This window comes from Pseudomonas sp. ASL8 (assembly GCF_056680355.1).
The window spans coordinates 2,812,692-2,835,750 of record NZ_CM155278.1 but is presented as its reverse complement, the minus strand read 5'-3'; the positions used below and the strand labels follow the sequence as shown (position 1 = coordinate 2,835,750).

The 23,059-nt window shown below is 58.3% G+C and carries 23 protein-coding genes; 11 read left to right on the top strand and 12 right to left on the bottom strand.

The window, feature by feature from the left end; all coding sequences use genetic code 11:
- Positions 1-8 precede the first annotated feature (8 nt).
- The 4 genes from AC1MEA_RS12985 to dinG all read right to left on the bottom strand — a co-directional run bounded on the left by AC1MEA_RS12985 (position 9) and on the right by dinG (position 7,128).
- Entirely contained in the window at positions 9-1,127 is a 1,119-nt protein-coding gene (locus tag AC1MEA_RS12985) for an OmpA family protein (protein WP_480416409.1), read from the bottom strand.
- A 126-nt stretch (positions 1,128-1,253) separates the two neighbouring features.
- Complete coding sequence (locus AC1MEA_RS12980; protein ID WP_480416408.1) at positions 1,254-2,399, bottom strand: serine hydrolase domain-containing protein; 1,146 nt, start codon at positions 2,397-2,399, stop codon at positions 1,254-1,256.
- Between the two features lie 131 nt (positions 2,400-2,530).
- Positions 2,531-4,864 (bottom strand): beta-agarase, encoded by a 2,334-nt coding sequence (locus tag AC1MEA_RS12975; protein WP_480416407.1) that lies wholly within the window; start codon positions 4,862-4,864, stop codon positions 2,531-2,533.
- Positions 4,865-4,983: 119 nt separating this feature from the next.
- Complete coding sequence (dinG, locus tag AC1MEA_RS12970) at positions 4,984-7,128, bottom strand: ATP-dependent DNA helicase DinG (RefSeq protein WP_219064146.1); 2,145 nt, start codon at positions 7,126-7,128, stop codon at positions 4,984-4,986.
- 111 nt (positions 7,129-7,239) lie between these two features.
- Here dinG and AC1MEA_RS12965 point away from each other — a divergent pair, with 111 nt between their 5' ends.
- A complete protein-coding gene (locus AC1MEA_RS12965; RefSeq protein WP_449634684.1) occupies positions 7,240-7,704 on the top strand; it encodes a DUF2269 family protein in 465 nt (154 codons plus the stop codon).
- A gap of 76 nt (positions 7,705-7,780) precedes the next feature.
- On the opposite strand, the gene AC1MEA_RS12960 is transcribed toward AC1MEA_RS12965, so the two are convergent.
- The 3 genes from AC1MEA_RS12960 to AC1MEA_RS12950 all read right to left on the bottom strand — a co-directional run bounded on the left by AC1MEA_RS12960 (position 7,781) and on the right by AC1MEA_RS12950 (position 9,674).
- Entirely contained in the window at positions 7,781-8,539 is a 759-nt protein-coding gene (locus AC1MEA_RS12960) for a collagen-like protein (protein ID WP_480416406.1), read from the bottom strand.
- Positions 8,532-8,807, bottom strand: a complete 276-nt coding sequence (locus AC1MEA_RS12955; protein WP_480416405.1) for a DUF1145 domain-containing protein — start codon at positions 8,805-8,807, stop codon at positions 8,532-8,534. Before AC1MEA_RS12955 ends, AC1MEA_RS12960 begins: the two co-directional genes overlap by 8 nt.
- Positions 8,808-8,969: 162 nt before the next feature.
- On the bottom strand, positions 8,970-9,674 hold the full coding sequence (locus tag AC1MEA_RS12950) for a PA1041 family peptidoglycan-binding anchor lipoprotein (RefSeq protein WP_449634683.1): 705 nt from the start codon (positions 9,672-9,674) through the stop codon (positions 8,970-8,972).
- Between the two features lie 170 nt (positions 9,675-9,844).
- Between AC1MEA_RS12950 and AC1MEA_RS12945 the strand changes: the two genes are divergently transcribed.
- Entirely contained in the window at positions 9,845-10,342 is a 498-nt protein-coding gene (locus tag AC1MEA_RS12945; protein ID WP_449634682.1) for a DUF6231 family protein, read from the top strand.
- A 3-nt stretch (positions 10,343-10,345) separates the two neighbouring features.
- Positions 10,346-10,819, top strand: coding sequence for a YchJ family protein (locus tag AC1MEA_RS12940; protein ID WP_219064152.1), 474 nt, complete (start codon positions 10,346-10,348; stop codon positions 10,817-10,819).
- 7 nt (positions 10,820-10,826) lie between these two features.
- Here AC1MEA_RS12940 and AC1MEA_RS12935 read toward each other — a convergent pair whose 3' ends face one another.
- Together AC1MEA_RS12935 and AC1MEA_RS12930 are read right to left on the bottom strand one after the other, a co-directional pair.
- Positions 10,827-11,363, bottom strand: coding sequence for a hypothetical protein (locus AC1MEA_RS12935; protein ID WP_480918078.1), 537 nt, complete (start codon positions 11,361-11,363; stop codon positions 10,827-10,829).
- Between the two features lie 69 nt (positions 11,364-11,432).
- Entirely contained in the window at positions 11,433-12,392 is a 960-nt protein-coding gene (locus AC1MEA_RS12930; RefSeq protein WP_480918077.1) for a cation diffusion facilitator family transporter, read from the bottom strand.
- Between the two features lie 491 nt (positions 12,393-12,883).
- Between AC1MEA_RS12930 and AC1MEA_RS12925 the strand changes: the two genes are divergently transcribed.
- The 7 genes from AC1MEA_RS12925 (at position 12,884) to AC1MEA_RS12895 (ending at position 20,300) form a co-directional block, all read left to right on the top strand.
- A complete protein-coding gene (locus AC1MEA_RS12925; RefSeq protein ID WP_330200383.1) occupies positions 12,884-13,087 on the top strand; it encodes an SEC-C metal-binding domain-containing protein in 204 nt (67 codons plus the stop codon).
- Positions 13,088-13,317: 230 nt separating this feature from the next.
- A complete protein-coding gene (locus AC1MEA_RS12920; protein WP_480918076.1) occupies positions 13,318-15,783 on the top strand; it encodes a penicillin acylase family protein in 2,466 nt (821 codons plus the stop codon).
- A 311-nt stretch (positions 15,784-16,094) separates the two neighbouring features.
- Positions 16,095-16,877 (top strand): transporter substrate-binding domain-containing protein, encoded by a 783-nt coding sequence (locus AC1MEA_RS12915; protein ID WP_219064157.1) that lies wholly within the window; start codon positions 16,095-16,097, stop codon positions 16,875-16,877.
- Between the two features lie 81 nt (positions 16,878-16,958).
- Complete coding sequence (locus tag AC1MEA_RS12910) at positions 16,959-17,687, top strand: ABC transporter permease (protein ID WP_322181388.1); 729 nt, start codon at positions 16,959-16,961, stop codon at positions 17,685-17,687.
- Positions 17,684-18,394: an ABC transporter permease gene (locus tag AC1MEA_RS12905; protein WP_219064159.1), complete on the top strand. Its 711-nt coding sequence runs from the start codon at positions 17,684-17,686 to the stop codon at positions 18,392-18,394. Before AC1MEA_RS12910 ends, AC1MEA_RS12905 begins: the two co-directional genes overlap by 4 nt.
- 10 nt (positions 18,395-18,404) lie before the next feature.
- Positions 18,405-19,523, top strand: coding sequence for a succinylglutamate desuccinylase/aspartoacylase family protein (locus AC1MEA_RS12900; RefSeq protein ID WP_480918075.1), 1,119 nt, complete (start codon positions 18,405-18,407; stop codon positions 19,521-19,523).
- 12 nt (positions 19,524-19,535) lie between these two features.
- On the top strand, positions 19,536-20,300 hold the full coding sequence (locus tag AC1MEA_RS12895; RefSeq protein WP_449634677.1) for an ABC transporter ATP-binding protein: 765 nt from the start codon (positions 19,536-19,538) through the stop codon (positions 20,298-20,300).
- A gap of 70 nt (positions 20,301-20,370) precedes the next feature.
- Here the strand turns inward: AC1MEA_RS12895 and AC1MEA_RS12890 are convergent, their stop codons facing one another.
- Both AC1MEA_RS12890 and dcd read right to left on the bottom strand, forming a co-directional pair.
- Positions 20,371-20,598 carry a hypothetical protein gene (locus tag AC1MEA_RS12890; protein ID WP_219064162.1) on the bottom strand — a complete coding sequence of 76 codons (228 nt, stop codon included), beginning with the start codon at positions 20,596-20,598 and terminating at the stop codon, positions 20,371-20,373.
- Positions 20,599-20,706: 108 nt separating this feature from the next.
- Positions 20,707-21,273, bottom strand: coding sequence for a dCTP deaminase (dcd, locus tag AC1MEA_RS12885; RefSeq protein ID WP_219064163.1), 567 nt, complete (start codon positions 21,271-21,273; stop codon positions 20,707-20,709).
- A gap of 320 nt (positions 21,274-21,593) precedes the next feature.
- On the opposite strand from dcd, the gene AC1MEA_RS12880 reads away from it, so the two are divergent.
- Positions 21,594-21,803: a cold-shock protein gene (locus AC1MEA_RS12880; protein WP_014336857.1), complete on the top strand. Its 210-nt coding sequence runs from the start codon at positions 21,594-21,596 to the stop codon at positions 21,801-21,803.
- A 124-nt stretch (positions 21,804-21,927) separates the two neighbouring features.
- Here the strand turns inward: AC1MEA_RS12880 and apbC are convergent, their stop codons facing one another.
- Complete coding sequence (apbC, locus tag AC1MEA_RS12875; RefSeq protein WP_219064164.1) at positions 21,928-23,022, bottom strand: iron-sulfur cluster carrier protein ApbC; 1,095 nt, start codon at positions 23,020-23,022, stop codon at positions 21,928-21,930.
- Between the last annotated feature and the right edge of the window lie 37 nt (positions 23,023-23,059).

Sequence of the window (23,059 nt, the reverse complement as noted above, 5' to 3'; positions counted from 1 at the left end):
CTGGGGCCTTAATTGGCCTTGGCTTGATCAGTCGGCTGAGTTTTCTTAACTGGCGCTACAGCTTTGGCTTTGGCCTTGGCTGGCGCGGCCTTGGCAGCCTTCTTCACCGGTGCTTTCTTGGCAGTCGGGGCTTTCTTCACCGGCACAGCTTTTTTGGCGGGTACATCGGCGTTGGCGACAAGCGCCACAGGCATCGGCTGCACCGTTTTAACCGCGATCCGGGTTGCAGCCGGCGCTGGCATATTGTATTTGCTGAGCAAGGCAAGCATGGTGTTTTGCGGGGTCATGAAGATTTCGACCCGACGGTTCAACGATCGGCCTTCCACGCTGTCATTCGCCGCTCGCGGCATCAACGACCCCATGCCACGCAGGTTCAGACGGTCACGTTCCAGACCACTCAGGCGAAAAATCGACGCCACTGACTGGGCGCGATCCTGACTCAATTTTTCACTCTCAGGCCCAGCGCCTACGGTATCGACATGGCCCAGTACCAGCACTGAGGTTTTAGGATCGCTTTCAATCGCTTTGGCTAGACGAGTAATCGGACCCAAGGTCACCGGCAGCAACATGGTCGGGCGCTTCGGGTTGAAGGAACTGTCCGCCGGTGCGGTAATCACCAGCACGTTGTCACGGCGCTCCAGCTCGAAGGGGCTGTCTTTGATGGCCAAACGCAGGCGTGGCTCGTAATCATCAAGCCAGGCCTGGGTGATTTTCGGGTCTGGCATCGGGATAGGGGCGAGCTTGGCCTCGTCCTTTTTACCTTCGAAAGGCCACCACCAATGGCTAGCGGAATCTGCCTTGGCAACGACGGGCGCAGCGTTCGCCTGGGCACCGGCCTTGGCCGCAGCAACGTCAGGTTTTGGTGCAACGGAGGCCGTCGGTGCGGCGACGCCGGAGGCGAATGGCCACCACCAATGAGTAGCACTGTCAGCCTGGGCTGCAGGTGCACTGGCAACCGCTTTCACGTCTGCTTTCGGTGCGGCGGCCTTGTCAGGGCCGGACTGAGCGACCTTGTCGGAACCAAAGGACCACCAGTGGCCGCCCTCGGCAGAATCATTCTGTGGCGATTGAGCACAGCCGGTGACAGCCAGGCACAGCGCGAAAGCGAGACTTTTGTTAGATGACATTGTTGACCCACAAAAATAATAATTAAGCAGAAATTGAGCTTTCGGAAGCCCGCTTAAACAGACGGTTTGATAACAAATACAGCCTTCAAGTTCCCTGAGCGCGGCCTTAACAGACAGTCGGCCGAGCTACAGGCATTCGCCCAACACGCGCGCCAGCTTCTGCGCACGAGGGTCCATCAATACGTAGGGGCCGAGCGTATTCGTCACGAAGCCGAAGGCCACCTCTAGCTCGGGGTCGGCAAAGCCAACGGAGCCGCCTGCGCCGGGATGGCCAAAGGCTTTAGGGCCCAGGCCAAACGTGGCATTCGGCACGTGCGGTTGGTCAAGCATGCACCCCAGACCGAAACGGGTCTGGGTCAACAAGGTCTTGTCTTGCCCGACACTGTGCTCGCGGGTCAACTCACTCAACAGTTCGGCTTCCAGCAAACGACCATCAAGCAGGCCGCTGTAGAAACCCGCGAGGCTACGGGCATTGCCATGGCCGTTAGCGGCAGGCTGTTGCATACGCCGCCATTCCGGCTTGTTGGTGCTGGTCATGATCGACGGTGGATTGGTGAAGGCCCGTGCGGTCATGGACGTCGGTTCGCGCATCACCGCGTGCAGCAAACGCTGGGCGGCTTCATCGCCTGCGCCGCCCTTGCCGCGAGCGATGTACGCGACACGGTGGAACTCTTCATCCGCCAGCCCGACATGAAAATCCAGACCCAACGGACGCGCAACGCGAGCCACGATCGACTCTCCCGGGCCGCGCCCGTCCGCACGGCGCAGCAACTCGCCCACCAGCCAACCATAGGTGATGGCGGCATAGCCATGGCCGTGGCCAGGTGTCCACCAGGGTTCTTCCGCCGCGAGCGCATCCGTCATGGCTTGCCAGTCGTACAGCGCTTCGGCCGGCATGATGTAGCGCAGCGCTGGCAAACCCGCCTGATGGCAGAGGAACTGGCGCAACGTGATTTTCTCTTTGCCAGCGGCAGCAAACTCGGGCCAGAGTTTGACCACAGGTTCGTCCAGACTCAGCTTGCCTTCGCCCACCAGTTGCAGAGCGGTGACCGCGGTGAATGTCTTGGTGCACGAGAACAGATTGGCGATGGTGTCGCTGTGCCAGGCCTCAGCGCCATCCCTGTCGGCCGTGCCAGCCCAGAGGTCGAGGACGGTTTCCCCGCCGATCTGAATGCACAATGCACCCCCGCGTTCCTGGGGATCATCGAAGAGCGCAGCGAAGGCTTCACGCACTGCTTCGAATTTAAGCTCGAAATGACCCTGAATCTGCACCCGCTCGCTCCCAGACAACTAAATCTACAAAGTGGCGTGCATTGTTCCAGCGATTGAGCGCTTTGGGAACAGACTCAGGCAAGAGGATGGCGTTTAGCAGCTAGCGAGTAGCCTCCTCCCCCCCTTGATCACTATTGCTTGCCGCCGTCGCCTTTATCGGACGCTGCCGGAGCCGAGGGTGTTTTGGCTTTAGCCGCAGCGCTGGCCCGAACCTCTTTCTTCAGGACGTCGGCCACCTGCCCGTTGCTTTTGCGCACCGCCTCGACAAAACCCTGAAACGGCACATCGGTGATGCCGACCAAGCCCACGTGACCATTCTCGCCATCGAGCAAACGGCCCGTGACGGGTTGATCGAGGTACTGGAACCAGTGCACGCCGACGATTGAAGGCTCTGCCAGCGCTTGTTTGAGGAAGTTGGCGTAAGCCGGACCGCGATCTTCTTCTTTGGCAACTTCCATCATGCCGCCCCAGAACGGGCCGCGATCACGCGAGCCAAAATGGAATTCGCCAACCAGCACAGGCTTGCCCAGTTCGCGCAGTTGGGCGAAGTCATAACCGTCTTGAGGTTTTGGCGTGTAGAAGTTGAAGCTCAGCACGTCGCAATACTGGGCGCACGACGCCACGGCTTCCGGGGTGCTGACACCAAAACGCCCGCCCAATAACAGGTGATTGGGCGCGTGCCATTTCAACGCATCGGAAATGGTCTTGAAGTACGTGTCGGCGAATACGCGCTGGAAGTATTTGAAGTCAGCTTCTATCTCGGGGTGTTCAGCGCTTGGCAGCGGCGGCTCGAACCCTGGGTCTTCCATCAGTTCCCAAGCGGGCAGTTCAACACCCCAGGCTTTGGACAGGCCCTGCTGATTGCGGTACTTGTCGCGCAGTTGCTTGAGAAATGCCCGTTTGGCCGGAGCATCGGTGGTCATTTTCAAGGTGCCGTACGCTAAGGCGTAGCGCGATTTCGGGTCATCGCCGGGGCCAGCCCAGGCCAGTTCATTATCGGCAAAATAGCCCACCAGCCACGGATCATCACGATGATCGCGGGCGGCGATGGCCACGGCACGCTCGGTGGCCATGGCGAAACGCGGATCGAACGGATCCGGCATGCCTCCCCACCAGTCCTTGCCGGTGCTGATACTGCTGTAATCGCCCACGATGGACAGCGGCAAGGTATACGGCACGCGTTCATTCACACCCAGTTCCGGAGCACTCCAGTTGCCGATCGTGTTAAAGCCCCAGGCTTGCAGACGATCCAGCGTGTGGTGGGTCCAGCGTTTGGCATCGACGGGCGGCGAAACGCAATCAGCAGGGGTCGCTGCGGCCACTGGCTGATCCTGCGCAACCCCGTGGGCGTCGACCTTGGCGCATTTTTCCTGGCCATACGTGCGTTGCAGGTTAGCGCCATAGAAATCGAACCAACGACCCTGATTGAAACTGCGGTCCTTGTTGGCACCTGTGTTACTGCGGTTGTCGGCCTTGCCATAAAATACGGCCAGGGGATCGGTATCTGCCGGCAAGCTCGAGAACATCCGCTCGCGGCCTTCAACGTAGGTCCGGCTGTCTTCCGCCGTCACGGCGTTCACACCCAGGGAGTAGAACGGATGACCTTCGGGGGTGACCAGGTACCAGCGTCCATCGAGTTTCTCGGTGCGGAAGAAGCCCTTGGCCTCAAAGGCCGGACCACCGAGCCAACCGCCAAACGTATCCTGCTTGGGCCTATCGGCCAGCCAGGTCTTGAGCTGCTGCTGTTCCTTGACCGATGAGGCTTTCAGTTGCTCATCGCTGACAATTTTTTCCGGCCATTTGGCCCGGGTGAACTGACCATAGGCATCGACGATATTGGCGTAGGCCGCTTTCTGAATCGCGTCACCTTCCTGCACGCCGAAACGCTCAAGCAGGATGCTTTGCGCAACGTTGGGGTGGCTCATCGCCACGGTAACCGAGACTACATGGCTGCGGTCCAACTCACCCGCCGCACTGGCCAAGAGCACGCGCTGCCCTTCGTAGGTCCACGGCATCGGCGGGCCGGCGCGCATGCCCTGACTCAGGGGCGAGCTGGTTTGCAGGGGAATGAATAAGGTCTGAGCAGGTCCGGCGGGCAAATCGACGCGACTGGTGATCACTTTGCCATCAGCGCTTTGAATCTGCACATCAAGGGTCAGCGCCCAATCCATAGCGTTCTGGATGCGCAGCGTCATGGCGCTGTCATCGGACCAATCCCACACGCCGGTCTGCGGCGTCAGGCTCAGGCTGGGGCGAGCCACTGGATTGAAGGTAACGCGACGCAACACTTCGCCTTCGGCCGTCTGCTCGGCGTTGGATTGCGGCAGGCTGGCATCCTGCGTTGCAACCTGAACCACATCGGCGGGACGAACGAAGTTGAATAACGTCTGTTGTCCATCCGTGGCCGCAAACAGCGGACCGGAACACAACAGCGCAAAAACCGTGGACAGCGAACGGCGAATCATTTGATTAAGTGCTCCTAAACGACCCGTTGATGGCCAGACTTCAGAGTGACAAACAACGTGGCAAACATGGACCGGACCGGGATAAGACCCGATCCGGTGCAAATGATGCCCAACAGCTGTCAGGAAATTTCGCGGCGGAACGGCGGCAGCGCGTTGAGGATCGCTTTGCCGTAACGCTGGGTGACGACTCGTCGGTCGAGCAGCGTGATGGTGCCTCGGTCTTCTTCAGTCCGCAGCAAACGTCCACAGGCCTGCACCAGACGCAACGACGCGTCAGGCACGGCGATTTCCATGAACGGATTGCCGCCACGGGCTTCGATCCATTCCGCCAGCGCCGCTTCCACCGGATCATCGGGGACCGCGAACGGGATTTTGGCGATGACCACGTGTTCGCAGTACGCGCCGGGCAAATCCACCCCTTCGGCAAAACTGGCCAGGCCAAACAGTACGCTGGACTCACCACTGTCGACCCGCGCCTTGTGCTTGTTCAGGGTTTCCTGCTTGGACAGGTTGCCTTGAATGAAAACCTGCTTACGCCAGTCGCGCTCAAGGCCGTCGAAGACTTCCTGCATCTGTTTACGCGAGGAGAACAGCACCAGGGTGCCGCGCGAGCCCTCTACCAGTTTCGGCAGTTCGCGAATGATGGCAGCGGTGTGCGCCACGGCATCGCGGGGGTCTGCCTTGAGGTCCGGCACGCGCAACACACCCGCATCGGCGTGATGGAACGGGCTTGGCACCACAGCAGTGACTGCGCCTTTGGGCAGGCCTGCACGCATGCGAAAACGATCGAATTTACCCAGTGCGGTCAAGGTCGCCGAGGTCACCAGAGCGCCATAGGCAACGTTCCACAGGTTACGCCGGAGCATTTCCGCCGCGAGAATAGGGCTGGCGTTGACTTCGATATCGAACAACGAACCGCTGTCGGCCAGGGTCAACCAGCGCGCCATGGGCGGGCTGTCTTCCGGGTCTTCAGCGGTAAAGGCCGTCCACAACTCCCAGTTGCCATGTGCGCGGGCCAGCAAGCTGCCGAACAGCGGGTACCACTCTTCGGCCTGATGGCTGGCAATACCAATGTTGACCTCGCCATCCATCCCTTCCTTGAGCAGCTCCGTCAGGCGCGTGAACAGGTCATCCAGGCGGGAAAAGCCCTTCTTCAACTCGATGCCCATGTCGCGCATGTGCTCGGGCACCACGCCACCGATGAAGCGGTGACGTGGGCGCTCGCGGCCTTCCATGTCTTCACCGGCCTTGAAATCGGCCAATTGCTCGCAGGCGGCGAACATGAACTGTTGCTGGGTCTTGATCTCACGGGCCAGCTCCGGCACCTGCTCGATCAACTTGCCCAAGTCGCCCGGCAAAGGGTGCTGGGCCAGCAGTTTGGCGAGGTTCTTGGCGGTCTGCTCCAGCCAGTCCGACGTCGAGCGCAGGCGCGTGTAATGGGCAAAGTGGCCGATGGCTTTATCCGGCAGGTGATGGCCTTCGTCGAATACGTACAGGGTCTCGCGCGGGTCGGGCAACACCGCGCCGCCGCCCAACGCCAGGTCGGCCAGCACCATGTCGTGGTTGGTGACAATGACATCGACTTTACTCATGCCCTCACGGGCCTTATAAAAAGCGCATTGGCCGAAGTTCGGGCAATGGCGATTGGTGCACTGGCTGTGGTCAGTGGTCAGGCGTGCCCAATCCTGGTCTTCCAGCGCTTGCGGCCAGCTGTCACGGTCGCCGTCCCATTTATTGCCGGCGAGCTTTTCGATCATGCTGGTAAACAGCTTCTGACTGGCCTCATCGACTTCGATTTTGAAGCCTTCTTCTTCGAAAAGCTGGGCAGTGGCGTTGGTTGCATCACCTTCCTGCAGCAGCATGTCGAGCTTGGACAGGCACATATAGCGGCCGCGCCCCTTGGCCAGGGCGAAGCTGAAGTTCAATCCACTATTGCGCATCAGGTCCGGCAAGTCTTTGTAGACGATCTGCTCCTGCAGAGCGACGGTGGCCGTGGCGATTACCAGGCGTTTACCCGCCGCCTTGGCAGTCGGAATCGCTGCAATGGCATACGCCACGGTCTTGCCGGTGCCGGTGCCCGCCTCGACGGCGACCACTGCCGGGTCGCCCGAACGCCGGCCTTCCTCGTCAGTGTCGATGTCGCCCAGCACTTTGGCGATCTCGGCGATCATCAAACGCTGGCCATAGCGCGGTTTGAGGCTCTTGGCTTCGAGGAAACGCGAATAGGCGCCCTGGATCTGGGATTTGAGTTCGTTACTGATCATTGGCTTAGGGCGCTACGAGTGCTGGATGAGGGTGCTGGATAAATTTTCAGTGTTTCTGAGAGGCCGCTATCATACCGTGCTAATTCCTCTCGCGCAGAATGGAGTACCCGAATGACCGCTTTCGCCCTTGTCTACACGTTGCACGTGCTGGCCGCCCTGATCTGGGTCGGCGGTATGTTCTTCGCCTGGATGGTCTTGCGCCCGGCAGCCGGTGTCGCTCTGGAAGGTCCTGCGCGCCTGAAATTGTGGGTCCAGGTGTTTCCGCGCTTCTTTCTCTGGGTCTGGGTGGCGGTGGTGGTATTGCCCGTCACCGGCGTAGGCATGATCCATCTGCAGTTCGCCGGTTTTGAACTGGCGCCGCGTTATGTGCAGGTAATGATGGGCTTGTACGTGGTGATGGTGGCGCTGTTTATCCGCATCCAGGCACTGCAATTGCCTGAACTGCGCCGTGCGGTGGCAGCCGAACAATGGCCAGAGGGCGCTGCTGTATTGGGCCGTATTCGCCGCCTGGTGGGGATTAATCTGATCGTGGGGCTGGTGCTGGTGGCCGTGGCTGCGGCTCGGTTCGGGTTTTGACCAGCAATCGGTGAAGCGCGCCTGATCAGAGGCTCAGCCTCGGGCGGTGTATCGGATACACCGCCCGAATACCGGCTTACAAACGCTGCAAGGTCAACGCACCATTGGGACCTGCCGCGCCGGGCTGGCCCGGTTGACCTGGCTTACCGGCTTTTCCGCCGTCAGCACGATAGACCACGCAGCCCTTTGAAGCGCCACCCTTGCCGGGACGGCCGCCCTCTCCTGCCAGACCACCCGCGCCGCCGTTGACCTGCACGTTCACACGCTCTGCCGGAAAGCTTTGTGGCAGTTCGATACGCACCTGCGCACCCGCTGCACCGTCGTGACCGTTGCCCCCATTGTCGCCATCATGCCCGCGACCCGCCTGACCCCAGGTGCAACCCGGAGCCTGACCATTCGCGCCGTCCAGGCCGACAAAACCGGGCGCGCCCGAACCACCACGGGCATCGACCGACAACGCTTCTGCCGTCAGGTTTTCCAGGCGCAAGGTCAGGTTACGGCCGGGCAATGCGGGTTTGAGGAATGTGCCGGGAGCGCCACGGGCAGTGATCTGGCTACCTGACGCCAACTGACCACGGCCTACCACGAGATTGAAGCCCTGTTCGCTGGGCACAATCGCAATCCGCGCTTCGTGGCCCAGTATCAATTCACCGACCTTTACTTCGACCAGGCTGGAGGGAATCAGCAAGGTGCCGTAATCGGCGACTTCCAGACGTTCCAGTTGCAAGACGCTGGTTTTACCGGGCAGACGCATCAGCGAATGCGACTCGACCGTGACCACTTGGGCGATGGCCATCGGGCTGCACAATAAGGCCAACAGGCAAAGCTTACGCATGAGCAACCTCCGCCGATGGGCGGGAAATGGACTGGATGTGAAAAATACCGAACACAAGAATTTGCAGGCGGTCGCGCCATGGATGAACACGCCCGCGCAGGTTGCTATTGAATAGCATCAGTTCAAGCAGGTGGGTCAGCAATGCCAGGCTGCCGGCCAGACTGAGCAACACATCGAAAGGACTTGGCAGCACAGTGACCCTATTGACCAGCACCATCAGCCAGAATCCCAGCGTCATCACCTTCCCCACCCCCCAAAACAGCTTCATACATGCCCCTGGCAATTATTCTTTCGCGCACAGTAACGGCTTCTGCGCGAGATTTGCCAGCGGCCATTTAAAAATGTTCGAGCGCCCCGATTAGAGGTGCTGTCTGCACCGTTAAAAATGTCGAGGCGACACACACGCATCGACCCGACATGTGTAAGCGCATCAACGGTTGATTTTAATTTCCACACGACGGTTCAAGGCGCGCCCTTCAGCCGTTTTGTTATCGGCAACCGGACGACTTTCGCCTTCACCCACTACGGAGACGAAGCTGCTGCGTGCAATGCCCGTACTGACCAGATAGTCAGTGACTGACATCGCCCGTTTTTTCGAGAGCTTATTGTTGTAAGCGTCACTGCCGACACTGTCGGTGTGCCCGCTGACATGCAGTTGAGCGCTCGGCGCTTCTCTTTTCAGTCGCGTACTGATGAGGTCGAGTTTCGATTTATCAGCGGGGGTCAGTTTCGCCGAGTCGAACTTGAAGTACACGTCGTTGATAACAATCGTTTCTTCTTTAGGCACAACCGCTTCTACGACGACCGGCTCAGGCGCCGGGGCCACAACAGGTGGGCAGCCATTGGCATCGACCTGCACGCCTTTAGGCGTACCTGGGCACTTGTCGCGGCTGTCCGGGACACCATCACCATCTTCGTCGCCATCGCCGTGCACCCAGCAATAAGCGGCTGCCACGCCGCCGCCGATCAACACACCATAGCCCGCGAAAGTGGCGTTTTGAATCGCCCCTAATCCCGCACCGGTTACGCCACCGACGGCGGCACACATAGGCCAGTCGGTTTTTTGCAAACCTGCACAACCCGTTAATACACTGGTCAGCAGAATAAGAGGTAACGCTACCCGAAACATGCTCATTGAGTTCATCTCCTATGGGATCGGTCCAGAACCGATGCATTTGGAGTAAAGACCCCACTTTCAGAGTGCGCCAACCCACTGCAATAAAAGCGTCCCGCAAACGTGATACGCATAGGACTAGGCCATCTCGCTACAGCAGGCTAGTCTTGCAACTCAATTGAGGATTTTCGATGACCGAAGGCTTTTCTGTGCGCACGCCCCAACAGGCGCTGGCCGCATTACTTGATCGTTACGCACCCAAGCGTTTGTTGTTGATCGGTGCCGGAAGTTTTCCTGCACTTGAGGCGTTTCAGGCTGCTCACCCGGAAACCGAACTGGCCCATGCCGCACCCGGCGCCTTGCCGGCCGAGCTGGCGGCGCAACGTTTCGATCTGGCACTGGTGGTCGATTGCCTGGAGCATTTGCCCAAACGCATCGGCCTGGAACTGCTGGGCGGGATCCGCAACCTGAACGCCAGCCGCATTGCCGTGCTGGCAGATCTGCACGCGTGCGGCTGGCAGGACACCGACTTTTATTCACTGGCACTGCAAGCCAGTGAACGCTTTGCTCGTGACGAGCAGATTCTGACCTTGTTCACTTACGACCTGCGTGAATACAAACAAGTCCCCGACTGGCTGAACGCCAAGTTCTGGGCCAATCCAGAGAATTTCGGCAAGTACTGGTGGTAGATCATGAGTAGTTCGATCTGCCCGTGTGGCAGCGGCAATTTACTGGACGCCTGCTGCGGGCATTATCACGCGGGCCTCCCCGCCCCGAGCGCGGAAGCCTTGATGCGCTCGCGCTACAGCGCCTATGTACTGGGCTTGATCGACTACCTGCTGGACACCACGCTGCCCGCGCAGAAGGAAGGTCTGGATCGCCAATCGATCAGTGACTGGAGCGCACACAGCACCTGGCTGGGCCTGACCGTCGAAAACGTGGAAGTGTTCGGCGGTAAACCCGAGCATGCGTTTGTAACCTTTGTTGCTCGCTGGCATGACGGCAGTGGCGAACACAGCCATCGTGAGCGCTCGGCGTTCGTGCAGAATGAGGGTCGTTGGTATTTCATCGATCCCACCGTGCAGCTCAAGGCCGGACGCAACGACGCGTGCCCCTGTGGCAGCGGGCAAAAATTCAAGAAATGTTGCGCCGGTTATCTGGGCTGAATCGGGTTCAACTCAACGATAGGTACGACGTGTCTGGCGCAGGCCCTGGCTTGGGCCTCTCTAGCTGGCCCATGTCACTGCCCACTGGCGCCAGGCTGATTTGTGACAAATCCAGACGCGGCGCTGGCGTCTCGGCTTTTGGGTCCTGCATATCGCTACCCACCTCTGCGATCGAGAAATCAGGGGCATCTACCGCCGAAAAAGCCGCCATGTAGGCGTCTCTTGGGACCACTTGTGATCGGTGACCAGGTTGAACCGGGCGGTTAAAGCCAGGCGCATCGGGCGGCGGCGCCAGTTCCACTTCCTCCATATCAACCTGCATGTCGACCTTTTCGACCAGGGCCCCGGCGCGCTCAAGCGTCGAGCGATATTTCTCTGCCGCAGCCTCATCGAGATTGTTCTTGAGCACCAGACGACGTCCGGAAAACAGCAGCTCGATGCGCTGGGCATCCGCTTGAAACAACTTCGCCAGGTTCGCCTCGACCCGCTCGCGCTGGGCGCCGGGGACCAATTGGCCCGTAAAGACAATTTCGTAAAGGTTCATTGGCCATACTCCTACTGCACATGCCCCGAGTATGGCGCAAGCCCACGCTCACAGGTCAAGAGGAAGTGCTCAGAGCCCTGCTGGCTTGGGGAGATCGACGTGATCGAGGTCTGGCTTGCTCCAAGGGTCGACATGCGTCATCAGGTTCAATACTCGATGACGTTGCATCACATTCTGACGCGCCTCAACTGCAATCTCATGCCCCTCTTCAACGGTAATCGAAGCGTCCACCTCTATATGGGCGTCAACAATGATCATGTCGCCCATTTTACGCGTGCGTATATCGTGAACACCCTTGATACCAGGCGTTTCAATGAGCGTATTGCGAATCATGGCGACTTCTTTCTCGTCCGCAGCGCGGTCCATCAGGTCATGCAACGCATCCCAGCTAAACGACCAGCCCATCTTGGAAACCATGCACCCGACAATCAGTGCCGCGATTGGATCAAGGATCGGATAACCCGCAAGGTTACCGACAATGCCAATCCCCACTACCAGCGATGAGGCGGCGTCTGACCGGGCGTGCCAGGCATTCGCAACCAACATGCTTGACTTGACCTTCTTGGCAACAGCCAGCATGAAACGAAACAGCAACTCTTTAGCGACAAGTGCTCCGGCAGCGACCCATAAAGCAATGACATGCACGGTTTGCACGGTCTCGGGTGCTTCGAGCTTACCGACGGCCGACCAAATCATGCCGACACCAACGGCCAGCAACAGTAAACCCAGCACCATTGATGCGGCGGTTTCAAAACGCAAATGCCCATAAGGATGGTCTTCATCCGCGTCCTTCTTACTGTTGTGGCTGGCGAACAGCACAACAAAGTCTGCCACCAGATCCGACAGCGAGTGAATACCATCGGCGACCAGGCCTTGAGACTTTGACAGTATCCCCACCGCAATCTGAGTGAAGGACAGAACAACGTTTACCCCAACACTTACCCATGTGCAGCGAGAGGCAGCCGCTGCCCGTTCAGCAGGGCTATGGAGCTCGTCCTCTGGATCGTCAGCGAACTCTGGATGACTCATGTGTAGCTTCTCCTGTATCGGTAGAGGACGGCGTGCTGCCCACGTTGAGTTCACTGTGAATTCAGGAGTCTCCAAAGCGGATATAACACGCGTTGAACGAACAGCGTGAATGAACAACGCATTCAATACTCAGGGCAGACCATTAAATAGGCATTTAACAGGGTGTACATGCGAACGATTCAAAGTATGCAAACATTCTTATTTAGCAGGGTGCTATTTTAGATGACCCGTTTCTGTTGAGACAAGCGCATTACTTCATACAAAGCTTAAGGTTTCCTGAACACACGTTAATTTTACATTCATAAGAGGGGGCTGTAATAACAGGTGTTGTTTATCAAGTTGCCGTCCCGCCAGGCGGCTCTTTTTACTTCAGCGTCCGGGCCTCTTTGACGCCCGCCTGACGCCACAAGGATGACCGCCCTCCGGGAAAATATGACGCTACGCAGGAATTGGGCGATAATTCCTGCCGATTTTATTCTGGAGCGACCTCGATGAACCAAGAAACCCACGTTCATGGCCCTGACTGCAACCACGACCATGATCACCACCACGACCACCAGCACGCACACGTCCATGGTCCGGACTGCGGCCACGCGCCCCAGGAGCCAGTGCGCAACACCTTGAAGGATGTTGGCCGCAACGACCCATGCCCTTGCGGCAGCGAGAAAAAATTCAAGAAATGCCACGGCGCTTAATGTAACCAGCGCATCGCCAACCGCGCTGCGAGCCAACGTGTGTATGCGTTGGTCTAAAAGGTCAATCCGCTGAAGCCTTGAATGCCCGGCGCCTGAAAGGGCGCCTTCGCAGGCAACGTAGTCCACATCCCTGGATAAATCCGCACATTAGCCGCGATGGCTGCTTGCGTGGCGCGTGCCTGCTCACTAACGTAGCGCCTTTCCACGCCAACCCCCGCAGGAGCTTTGCCATGGCCTCGCCAGCCCTCTCACATTTTCTACCCCGGTTCGGCGTTGCCGCAGCAGTCGCTGGAGCCCTGAGCCTGGCCGGTTGTCAGCTCAACGGCGGCGGTAGCGACACGCTGCCACCGACCTCTGGCGTGTACCCGCTCAAAGGGTTGGCGCAAAACGTTTCGGTACGCCGCAACAACCTCGGCATGCCGCTGATTGAAAGCAACACCTTTCACGATGCGCTCTTCACCCTGGGTTATGTTCACGCCAGTGACCGTATCAGCCAGATGGTCGGCATGCGTTTGTTGGCCCAAGGTCGCCTGTCCGAAATGGCCGGCCCCAGCGCGCTGGAAATCGACCGCCTGATGCGCTCGGTCAACCTGAAGAAAAGCGCCAGCGAGCTGTACAACGGTTCTTCGCCACGCCTGAAACGCTTCTTTGAAGTCTATGCGCGCGGCGTTAACGCCTACCTGTTCCGCTACCGCGACAAGTTGCCGGCGGATTTGGCTGCGTCTGGTTACCATCCTGAGTACTGGAAACCGGAGGACTCTGCGCTGATCTTCAGCCTGCTGAACTTCGGCGTGTCGAAAAACCTCCAGGAAGAACTGTCATCCCTGGTGTTGGCGCAAAAAGTCGGCGCGGACAAACTCGCCTGGCTGATCCCGACCTACCCCGATGAAGAGTTGCCGTTCGCAGAAGCCGACAAGCTCAAGGGTTTGAACCTTGGCCAGGTGTCCGGGCTGAGCGATCTGAATCGAGTCGCCAGCCAACTGTCCGACCTGAACATGCTCGGTGTGGCGGCCTCCAACAACTGGGCGATCTCGCCACAGCGCAGCAGGAGCGGCAAAAGCCTGCTGGCCAACGACATACACCAGAGCGCAAAACTGCCTTCGGCGTGGAACTTCGTGCAGATCCGCGCCCCGAAATATCAGGCTGCCGGCGTCTCCATTGCAGGCCTGCCCTTAGTGATGGCGGGCTTCAACGGCAAGCTGGCGTGGAGCATGACCGGGGTCATGGGCGACAATCAGGACCTGTTCATCGAGAAGCTCAAACGCGAAAACAACACACTGTTCTACATGGCCGATGGCAAATGGCAGCCCGCCATCGTTCGCAATGAAACCTTCTTCGTCAAAGGTGAACGCCCCGTTCGCGAAGCCATCTACGAAACGCGTCACGGGCCGCTGCTCAACAGCGCGCTGGGCGAACGAACAAGCCCGCAACAACCGGTGCAACTGAACAGCGGTTTTGGTTTGGCCCTGCAAACACCAGACTTCAAAGACGACAAAAGCATGGACGCGTTCTTCAGCCTGTCCCGCGCTCAAAGCGTCGAAAAAGCCTCCGATGCCAGCCGCGAAATTCGCGCCATAGCCCTGAACATGGTGTTCGCCGATGCGCAGAACATCGGCTGGCAAGTCACCGGCCGCTTCCCGAATCGCCGTGAAGGGCTTGGCTTGCTGCCGTCTCCGGGCTGGGACAGCCGTTTTGATTGGGACGGTTTCGCCGACCCGATGCTGCACCCCTACGATCAAGACCCGGTACAAGGCTGGATAGGCACCGCCAACCAGCGCACCGTGCCTAAAGGTTATGGCATGCAGCTGTCGAACTCCTGGAACTACCCGGAGCGCGCCGACCGCATCGCCGAAATGGCGGGCAGCGGTAAGCAGGACACCCGCAGCATGATCGCCATGCAGTACGACCAGACCACGACCTTCGCCGCCAAACTGAAAAAGATGTTCGAAACGCCGGGCATGGCTCAATCGCTGAAACAGGCAATCGAAGCTCTGCCTGCTGCTGATCGCGCCAAGGCACACGAAGCGTTCACGCGCCTGATGGCATTCGATGGCAAGCTCTCCGCCAACTCGGCCGATGCGGCGCTGTATGAGCTGTTCCTCCAGGAAAGTGCCAAGCAGATATTCCTCGACGAGCTGGGTTCTGAAACCAGTCCGGCCTGGAAAGCCCTGGTCGAAAGCGCCAACCTCTCCTACTCAGCCCAAGCCGATCACCTGCTGGGACGTGAGGACAGCCCGTATTGGGATGACACCCGAACGCCGCAAAAAGAAGACAAACCGACCATCCTCGCCCGTAGCCTGGCAGCGGCCATCACAGCAGGCGAAAGCCAGCTGGGCAGCGATCACAAGGCTTGGCAATGGGGCAAACTGCACCATTACACCTGGACCTCGGAAGGCAGCCAGCGCAGCCCCGTGCCCGCCGGCGGCGACCACAGCACGCTCAACGAATCGGCTTACAACTGGGGTCAGAACTTCGATACCCGGCTGATTCCGGCCACGCGCATCATCGTCGACTTCGGCCAGCAGGAACCGATGATGGGGCAGAGCACCGGCCAATCCGCCAACCCCGCCAGCTCACATTACGCCGATGGCATCGACCCTTGGCTCAAAGGCCAATACATGAGCATCCCGATGCAGCCGCAGAACTTCGACAAGGTCTATGGCAAGCAACGACTGACGCTGACACCCGGCAAATAATGGGATGCGGCGTGTCTGGCACGCCGCATCGCCCCACGATGGGGCGTCGTCCGCGCGTGTGCTCGACGGACGATTCCAGCGTGCTCGTTTTAGTGGCATATTGGCCCGCGAAGAAACTCGTCTATTCTGTAGCTCGTTCTGAGCTCGCAATGAGCGCGCATCGATCAAAGTCATCATTGCGACAACTCTGTACATTTAAAACGCACGTTCGTCTCTTTGGTTCAAAAATTGCTATCTTCTTCGGGTCTGGCGCTCGCCGGTAGCAAGCCTCGCGTGTTCCCAACGCTCATTTTGGTTTTAAGGACTGATCAATGAAAAAAGCATGGCTGACCCTTTCCGCATTGGCTATTTGTCTGGCCGCTGGTAATGCAATGGCCAAGGAATACAAGGAATTGCGTTTCGGCGTCGATCCTTCTTATGCGCCTTTCGAATCAAAAGCCGCCGATGGCAGCCTGGTGGGCTTCGATATCGATCTGGGCAATGCGATTTGCGCCGAGCTGAAAGTTAAATGCAAATGGGTCGAGAGCGATTTCGACGGCATGATTCCGGGCCTGAAAGCCAACAAATTCGACGGCGTTATCTCGTCGATGACCGTTACAGATGCGCGGATGAAGGTGATCGACTTCTCCAATGAGCTGTTCTCCGGCCCGACTTCGCTGGTGTTCAAGAAAGGCGCTGGCGTAACCGCCGACCCTGCAACACTCAAAGGCAAGAAAGTTGGCTATGAGCAAGGCACCATTCAGGAAGCCTACGCCAAGGCCGTATTGGACAAAGCGGGTGTAACAACCCAGGCCTATGCGAACCAGGACCAGGTTTATGCTGACCTGACTTCTGGCCGTCTCGATGCCGCAGTGCAAGACATGCTGCAAGCTGAACTGGGCTTTTTGAAGTCGCCAGCAGGTGCCGGCTTCGAAGTCAGCGAGGCTATCAACGACCCACTGCTGCCGGCAAAAACGGCAATCGGTATCTCGAAAGGTAACAAAGACCTCAAGGCACTGCTGGATAAAGGTATCAAAGCGTTACACGACGATGGCAAATATGCAGAAATCCAGAAAAAACACTTTGGCGATCTGAACCTGTACAGCGGTAAATAACATCCCAACGCCCGTCGATTTCAGGTGAAAATCTGTCACCCGATTCGATGGGCGTTTTTTTGACCGCAAAAGGTTTGATCCATGTTTGACGAAATGCTGCAAACCCTTGGATTGTCCGCCTTCAGCTTGAAAGGCTTCGGCCCGCTGCTGCTTCAAGGCACCTGGATGACCATCAAATTATCGCTACTGTCGCTACTGGTGAGCATCGTGCTCGGCCTGATCGGCGCCAGCTGCAAACTTTCGAGTCTGCGCATATTGCGCATACCGGCGCAGCTCTACACCACCTTGATCCGTGGCGTGCCCGATCTGGTGTTGATGCTGCTGATTTTCTACAGCCTGCAAACCTGGCTGACCGGTCTCACAGAAGCCATGGACTGGGACTACATCGAAATCGACCCGTTCGCGGCCGGGGTCATCACCCTCGGGTTTATCTATGGCGCCTATTTCACAGAAACGTTCCGTGGCGCGATTCTCTCCGTCCCACGCGGGCAGGTCGAAGCCGCCACCGCGTATGGTTTGAAACGCAGCCAACGCTTCCGTTTCGTGGTGTTCCCGCAAATGATGCGTTTTGCCCTGCCAGGCATCGGCAACAACTGGATGGTGATGCTCAAGGCCACCGCGCTGGTGTCGATCATCGGCCTCGCCGATCTGGTCAAAGCCGCTCAGGATGCAGGCAAAAGCACGTATCAACTGTTTTTCTTTCTGGTCGTGGCCGCACTGATCTACCTTCTGATCACCAGCATTTCCAATGTTGCTTTGCGCTGGGCCGAACGACGCTATGCCGCAGGTAGCCGGGAGGCACAACGATGATCGAACTTCTCCAGGATTACTGGCGGCCCTTCCTTTATAGCGACGGCTACCACATCACCGGCCTGGCCATGACCATGTGGCTGCTCAGCGCTTCGATCGCCATCGGCTTTGTGGTATCGATCCCGCTGTCTATCGCCCGGGTGTCGCGCAAGTTCTGGGTGCGCTTGCCGGTACAGTTCTACACCTACCTGTTTCGTGGAACACCGCTGTATATCCAACTGCTGATTTGCTACACCGGTATCTACAGCATCGCAGCCGTGCGTGCCCAGCCATTGCTGGATGCGTTTTTCCGCGACGCGATGAATTGCACGATTCTGGCGTTCGCCCTGAACACGTGTGCTTACACCACGGAGATTTTCGCAGGAGCGATTCGCAGCATGCACCATGGTGAAGTCGAAGCGGCCAAAGCCTACGGGCTCAGCGGCTGGAAACTCTATGCCTACGTGATCATGCCATCGGCACTACGGCGTTCGCTGCCGTTCTACAGCAACGAAGTCATTCTGATGCTGCACTCGACCACCGTGGCCTTCACCGCGACCGTGCCGGACATTCTCAAGGTGGCGAGGGACGCCAACTCGGCGACCTTCATGACCTTCCAGTCCTTTGGTATCGCCGCCCTGATTTACTTGACGATCACCTTTGCCCTGGTCGGCCTATTCCGATTGGCCGAGCGCCGTTGGCTGGCGTTCCTGGGCCCGGCTCACTAGGACTTTTTTCATGCGCCACCACACGCACGATCTGCTCGCCCCGCTGCCCGGGACCGCGCGGCAGATCCACAGTTTTCATTACGGCCCGGAAAACTCTGGCTGCAAGGTTTATATCCAGGCGTCCCTGCATGCGGACGAATTGCCCGGCATGCTGGTGGCCTGGTACCTGAAGCAGCGTCTGGCCGAGCTGGAAAGCGCCGGCCTGCTGTTGGGCGAAATCGTCATCGTCCCGGTCGCCAACCCCATCGGACTGGAACAAGTGCTGATGGACATCCCGCTGGGTCGCTACGAGCTGGAGAGCGGGCAGAACTTCAATCGCTGGTTTGTCGATTTGAGCCTGCAGGTCGGTGACGATGTCGAAGCGCGGCTCAATGATGACCCGCAGCACAACCTTGAACTGATCCGCAGCAGCCTGCGCGCGGCGCTGTCAGCTCAGGTCGCTGATACGCAGTTGCAATCGCAACGGCTGACCCTGCAACGTCTGGCGTGCGATGCCGACATAGTGCTGGACCTGCATTGTGATTTCGAAGCGGTGGAGCACCTTTACACCACTCCCGAGGCCTGGCCTCAAGTCGAGGCGCTGTCACGCTACCTGGGCGCTCAGGCCAGCCTGTTGGCCACCGATTCTGGCGGGCAATCGTTCGATGAATGCTTCACCCTGCTTTGGTGGCAATTGCAGCAGCGCTTCGGCGCACGCTTTGCAGTCCCCATGGGCAGCTTTTCGGTGACCCTGGAATTGCGCGGCCAAGGCGACGTCAATCACGCCTTGGCCAGCCGCGACTGTCAGGCACTGATCAACTATTTGACGCAGCACGGCGTGATCGCCGGAGATCCGGCCCCCCAGCCAGAGCTGTTGTACCCGGCGACACCGCTAGCCGGTGTCGAGCCGGTCGCAACGCCGGTCGGCGGTCTGCTGGTGTTCTGCGCCCAACCCGGTGAGTTTCTGGAAGCCGGGCAACAAATCGCCGAAATCATCGATCCGATCAGCGATCGGGTAACGCCGATCCACACTCTCAATCCCGGCTTGTTGTATGCCCGCTCCTTGCGGCGCATGGCGACCGCCGGCATGGTCATCGCTCACGTCGCAGGCACCGAAGCCTACCGTAGCGGTTACCTGCTTTCTCCTTAAGGACTGCACGGCATGTACAAACTGACCATCGATGGCCTGCACAAGTGCTATGGCGACAACGAGGTGCTCAAAGGCGTATCGCTCAAAGCAAGCACGGGCGACGTGATCAGCCTGATCGGTGCCAGCGGCTCGGGTAAAAGTACCTTTTTGCGCTGCATCAACTTTCTGGAAACACCCAATAGTGGCTCCATGACCCTGGACGGCCAGCCCGTGCGCATGGTCAGCGACAAGCGCGGCATGCACGTCGCCGACCCCGCCGAACTGCAGCGCATCCGCACTCGCCTGGCAATGGTGTTCCAGCATTTCAATCTATGGAGCCACATGACCGTGCTGGAGAACGTCAGCATGGCCCCGCGCCGTGTGCTGGGTGTTTCCAAACGCGAAGCCGAAGACCGTGCGCGCAAGTACCTGGACAAAGTCGGCCTGCCGGCACGCGTTGCCGAGCAATACCCGGCGTTCCTCTCAGGCGGCCAACAACAGCGAGTGGCGATTGCCCGTGCGCTGGCGATGGAACCGGAAGTGATGCTGTTCGACGAACCTACCTCGGCACTGGACCCTGAACTGGTCGGCGAAGTACTTAAAGTGATTCAAGGCCTGGCTGAAGAAGGCCGCACCATGATCATGGTTACCCACGAAATGAGTTTTGCCCGCAAAGTCTCGAATCAGGTGATGTTCCTGCACCAGGGCCTGGTCGAAGAGCAAGGGCATCCTGACGACGTACTGGGCAACCCGCAAAGCGATCGGCTGCGGCAGTTTTTGAGCGGGAATTTGAAATAGCGGGGGAAGCCCTCTCGCGCGGTAGTACGAACCGAGTACACACGCCACTCGCCACGTTCGGGCGTTGCATTCAAACGACGGGCTTGGGTGGCGCCTCATCTGGAAGGGTTGGCACACCAGGTTCCGTGGGCTCGGTCGGCTCTTCAGGCTGCTCGTTGGGTGAATCGGGGTCTGGTTGGCCGGGAATGCCACCGATCATGTTGATCTGGGGGAAAGCGAGCAATGACCACGCCAGCAGGCCCACATGGTTGTGCTTGCTGTCTGCGGCGGGGGCGATGCGTTTCGAACTTGACGTCATAGGGCACTCCTGAGTGTCGACTCCCCTCGCTCGGCGCGAGAGGGAACAGTCCAGTCAATAGAGTGCCAAAATGGCCACTAATTCCCCGAGCGCCCGATCAACGGCAAATCAAGTACGCGGCAACGTCACGCCGCGCTGACCCTGATACTTGCCGCCACGATCTTTATAAGAAATTTCGCACTCTTCGTCGGATTCCAGAAACAGCATCTGGGCCACACCTTCATTTGCGTAGATTTTCGCCGGCAAGGTGGTGGTGTTGGAGAATTCCAGCGTCACATGACCTTCCCACTCAGGCTCGAGCGGCGTCACGTTAACGATAATTCCGCAACGCGCATAAGTACTTTTGCCCAGACAGATGGTCAGCACATTACGCGGAATGCGGAAATATTCGACCGTGCGCGCCAAGGCAAACGAGTTTGGCGGGATGATGCAGACATCGCTTGTCACGTCGACGAAGCTCTTTTCATCGAAATTTTTCGGGTCCACCGTCGCCGAATTGATGTTGGTAAACACCTTGAACTCAGCGGCACACCGCACATCGTAACCGTAGCTCGACACACCGTAGGAGATCAGCCGGTTAGCGCCTTCACCGCGGACCTGGCGCTCTACAAAGGGCTCGATCATCCCGTGCTCTAGCGCCATGCGGCGAATCCACTTGTCCGATTTGATGCTCATGGCGGTGTCCTGAATAGCGAGGTGGAAAAAGATGTCTGGCATCTTACCGGGCCGGGCCTTCGGGTTCAAAGACTCTAGAGGTCACGGCCATCGATCCGGACCCGTCTTTAGGCGTGATTGAAAATAATCCTGAACAAGGCATTGGCACTTCTCGAAAAACCAGTTAAGGTGACGTCACTGTGTTGCTTGTGTCACTGAGAATCTCTACACGATGTTGAATTTCGATCCAACCATCTCCAAGAATTTTTCCTGCTCTTTGCACTCAGTCTCGGCCAGGGTTCTTCCTGTGTCGCAGTTAACTTTGTCCAAGGAGATACACCATGTCTAATCGCCAAACTGGTACCGTTAAGTGGTTCAACGATGAAAAAGGCTTCGGCTTCATCACTCCACAATCCGGTGACGACTTGTTCGTTCACTTCAAAGCTATCCAATCTGACGGCTTCAAAAGCCTGAAAGAAGGCCAACAGGTTTCTTTCGTCGCTACCCGCGGCCAGAAAGGTATGCAAGCTGAAGAAGTTCAAGTTATCTAACTTGTACTGAATCGCTTAAAAAAAGCCCCGCCCTCAAAAGCGGGGCTTTTTTACGCCCGTAGAAAATGTAAATGCGTTGCTGCGACAGCGTGAGCACCCAGCGGATGCCCACGGCAATACAAAATCAGTCGTCGCTAATGGTGATGTTCGGCATCGCCTGCGCCTGAGCTTCCTGCAAGACGATTCTCGCCCCAACGTGACGGGCCAGTTCCTGATAAACCATGGCAATCGGGCTTTCTGGATCAGCTATCACCGTCGGCTTGCCACCATCGGCCTGCTCGCGAATCACAATCGACAGCGGCAATGACGCCAGCAGCTCGACATCGTATTGCGCAGCGAGCTTCTCGCCGCCACCCTCACCGAACAGATGCTCCGCGTGACCGCAATTGGAGCAGATGTGCACGGCCATGTTTTCCACAACGCCCAACACCGGAATGTTGACCTTACGGAACATTTCGACGCCTTTCTTGGCATCCAGCAACGCCAGATCCTGCGGAGTGGTGACAATCACCGCGCCCGCCACAGGGACTTTCTGCGCCAGCGTGAGCTGAATATCCCCCGTACCAGGCGGCATATCGATGACCAGATAATCCAGGTCATTCCACGCCGTTTGCGTAATCAGTTGCAGCAGCGCACCGGAAACCATCGGTCCGCGCCAGACCATCGGCGTGTTGTCATCGGTCAGGAACGCCATGGACATGACTTCAATACCGTGCGACTCGATGGGCACGAACCACTTCTGATCCTTGATCTTCGGCCGCGTGCCTTCGGGGATGCCGAACATCACACCCTGACTCGGACCATAGATATCTGCATCGAGAATGCCGACCCGTGCGCCTTCGCGAGACAACGCCAGCGCCAGGTTTGCGGCGGTAGTGGATTTGCCCACGCCGCCCTTTCCGGAAGCAACTGCGACGATGTTCTTAACATTGGCCAAGCCCGGGATTTGCCCCTGAGCCTTGTGCGCGGTGATCACACTGCGCACCTCGACCTTGGCCGAGGACACACCCTCCATCCCCTCTATAGCCATTTGCAGCATTTGCGCCCAGCCGTTCTTGAACAGGGCGGCGGCATAACCCAACTCAAGCTGAACGCTGACGCGATCGCCTTGAATATCGATGGCACGCACACAGCCCGCGCTGACAGGGTCTTGATTCAAATAAGGGTCGGTATATTGGCGAAGCACGGCTTCCACCGCTGCGCGATTGACGGCGCTCATGGCTACTCCCGGTAAAAAGACTGAGTAAAACAGACGG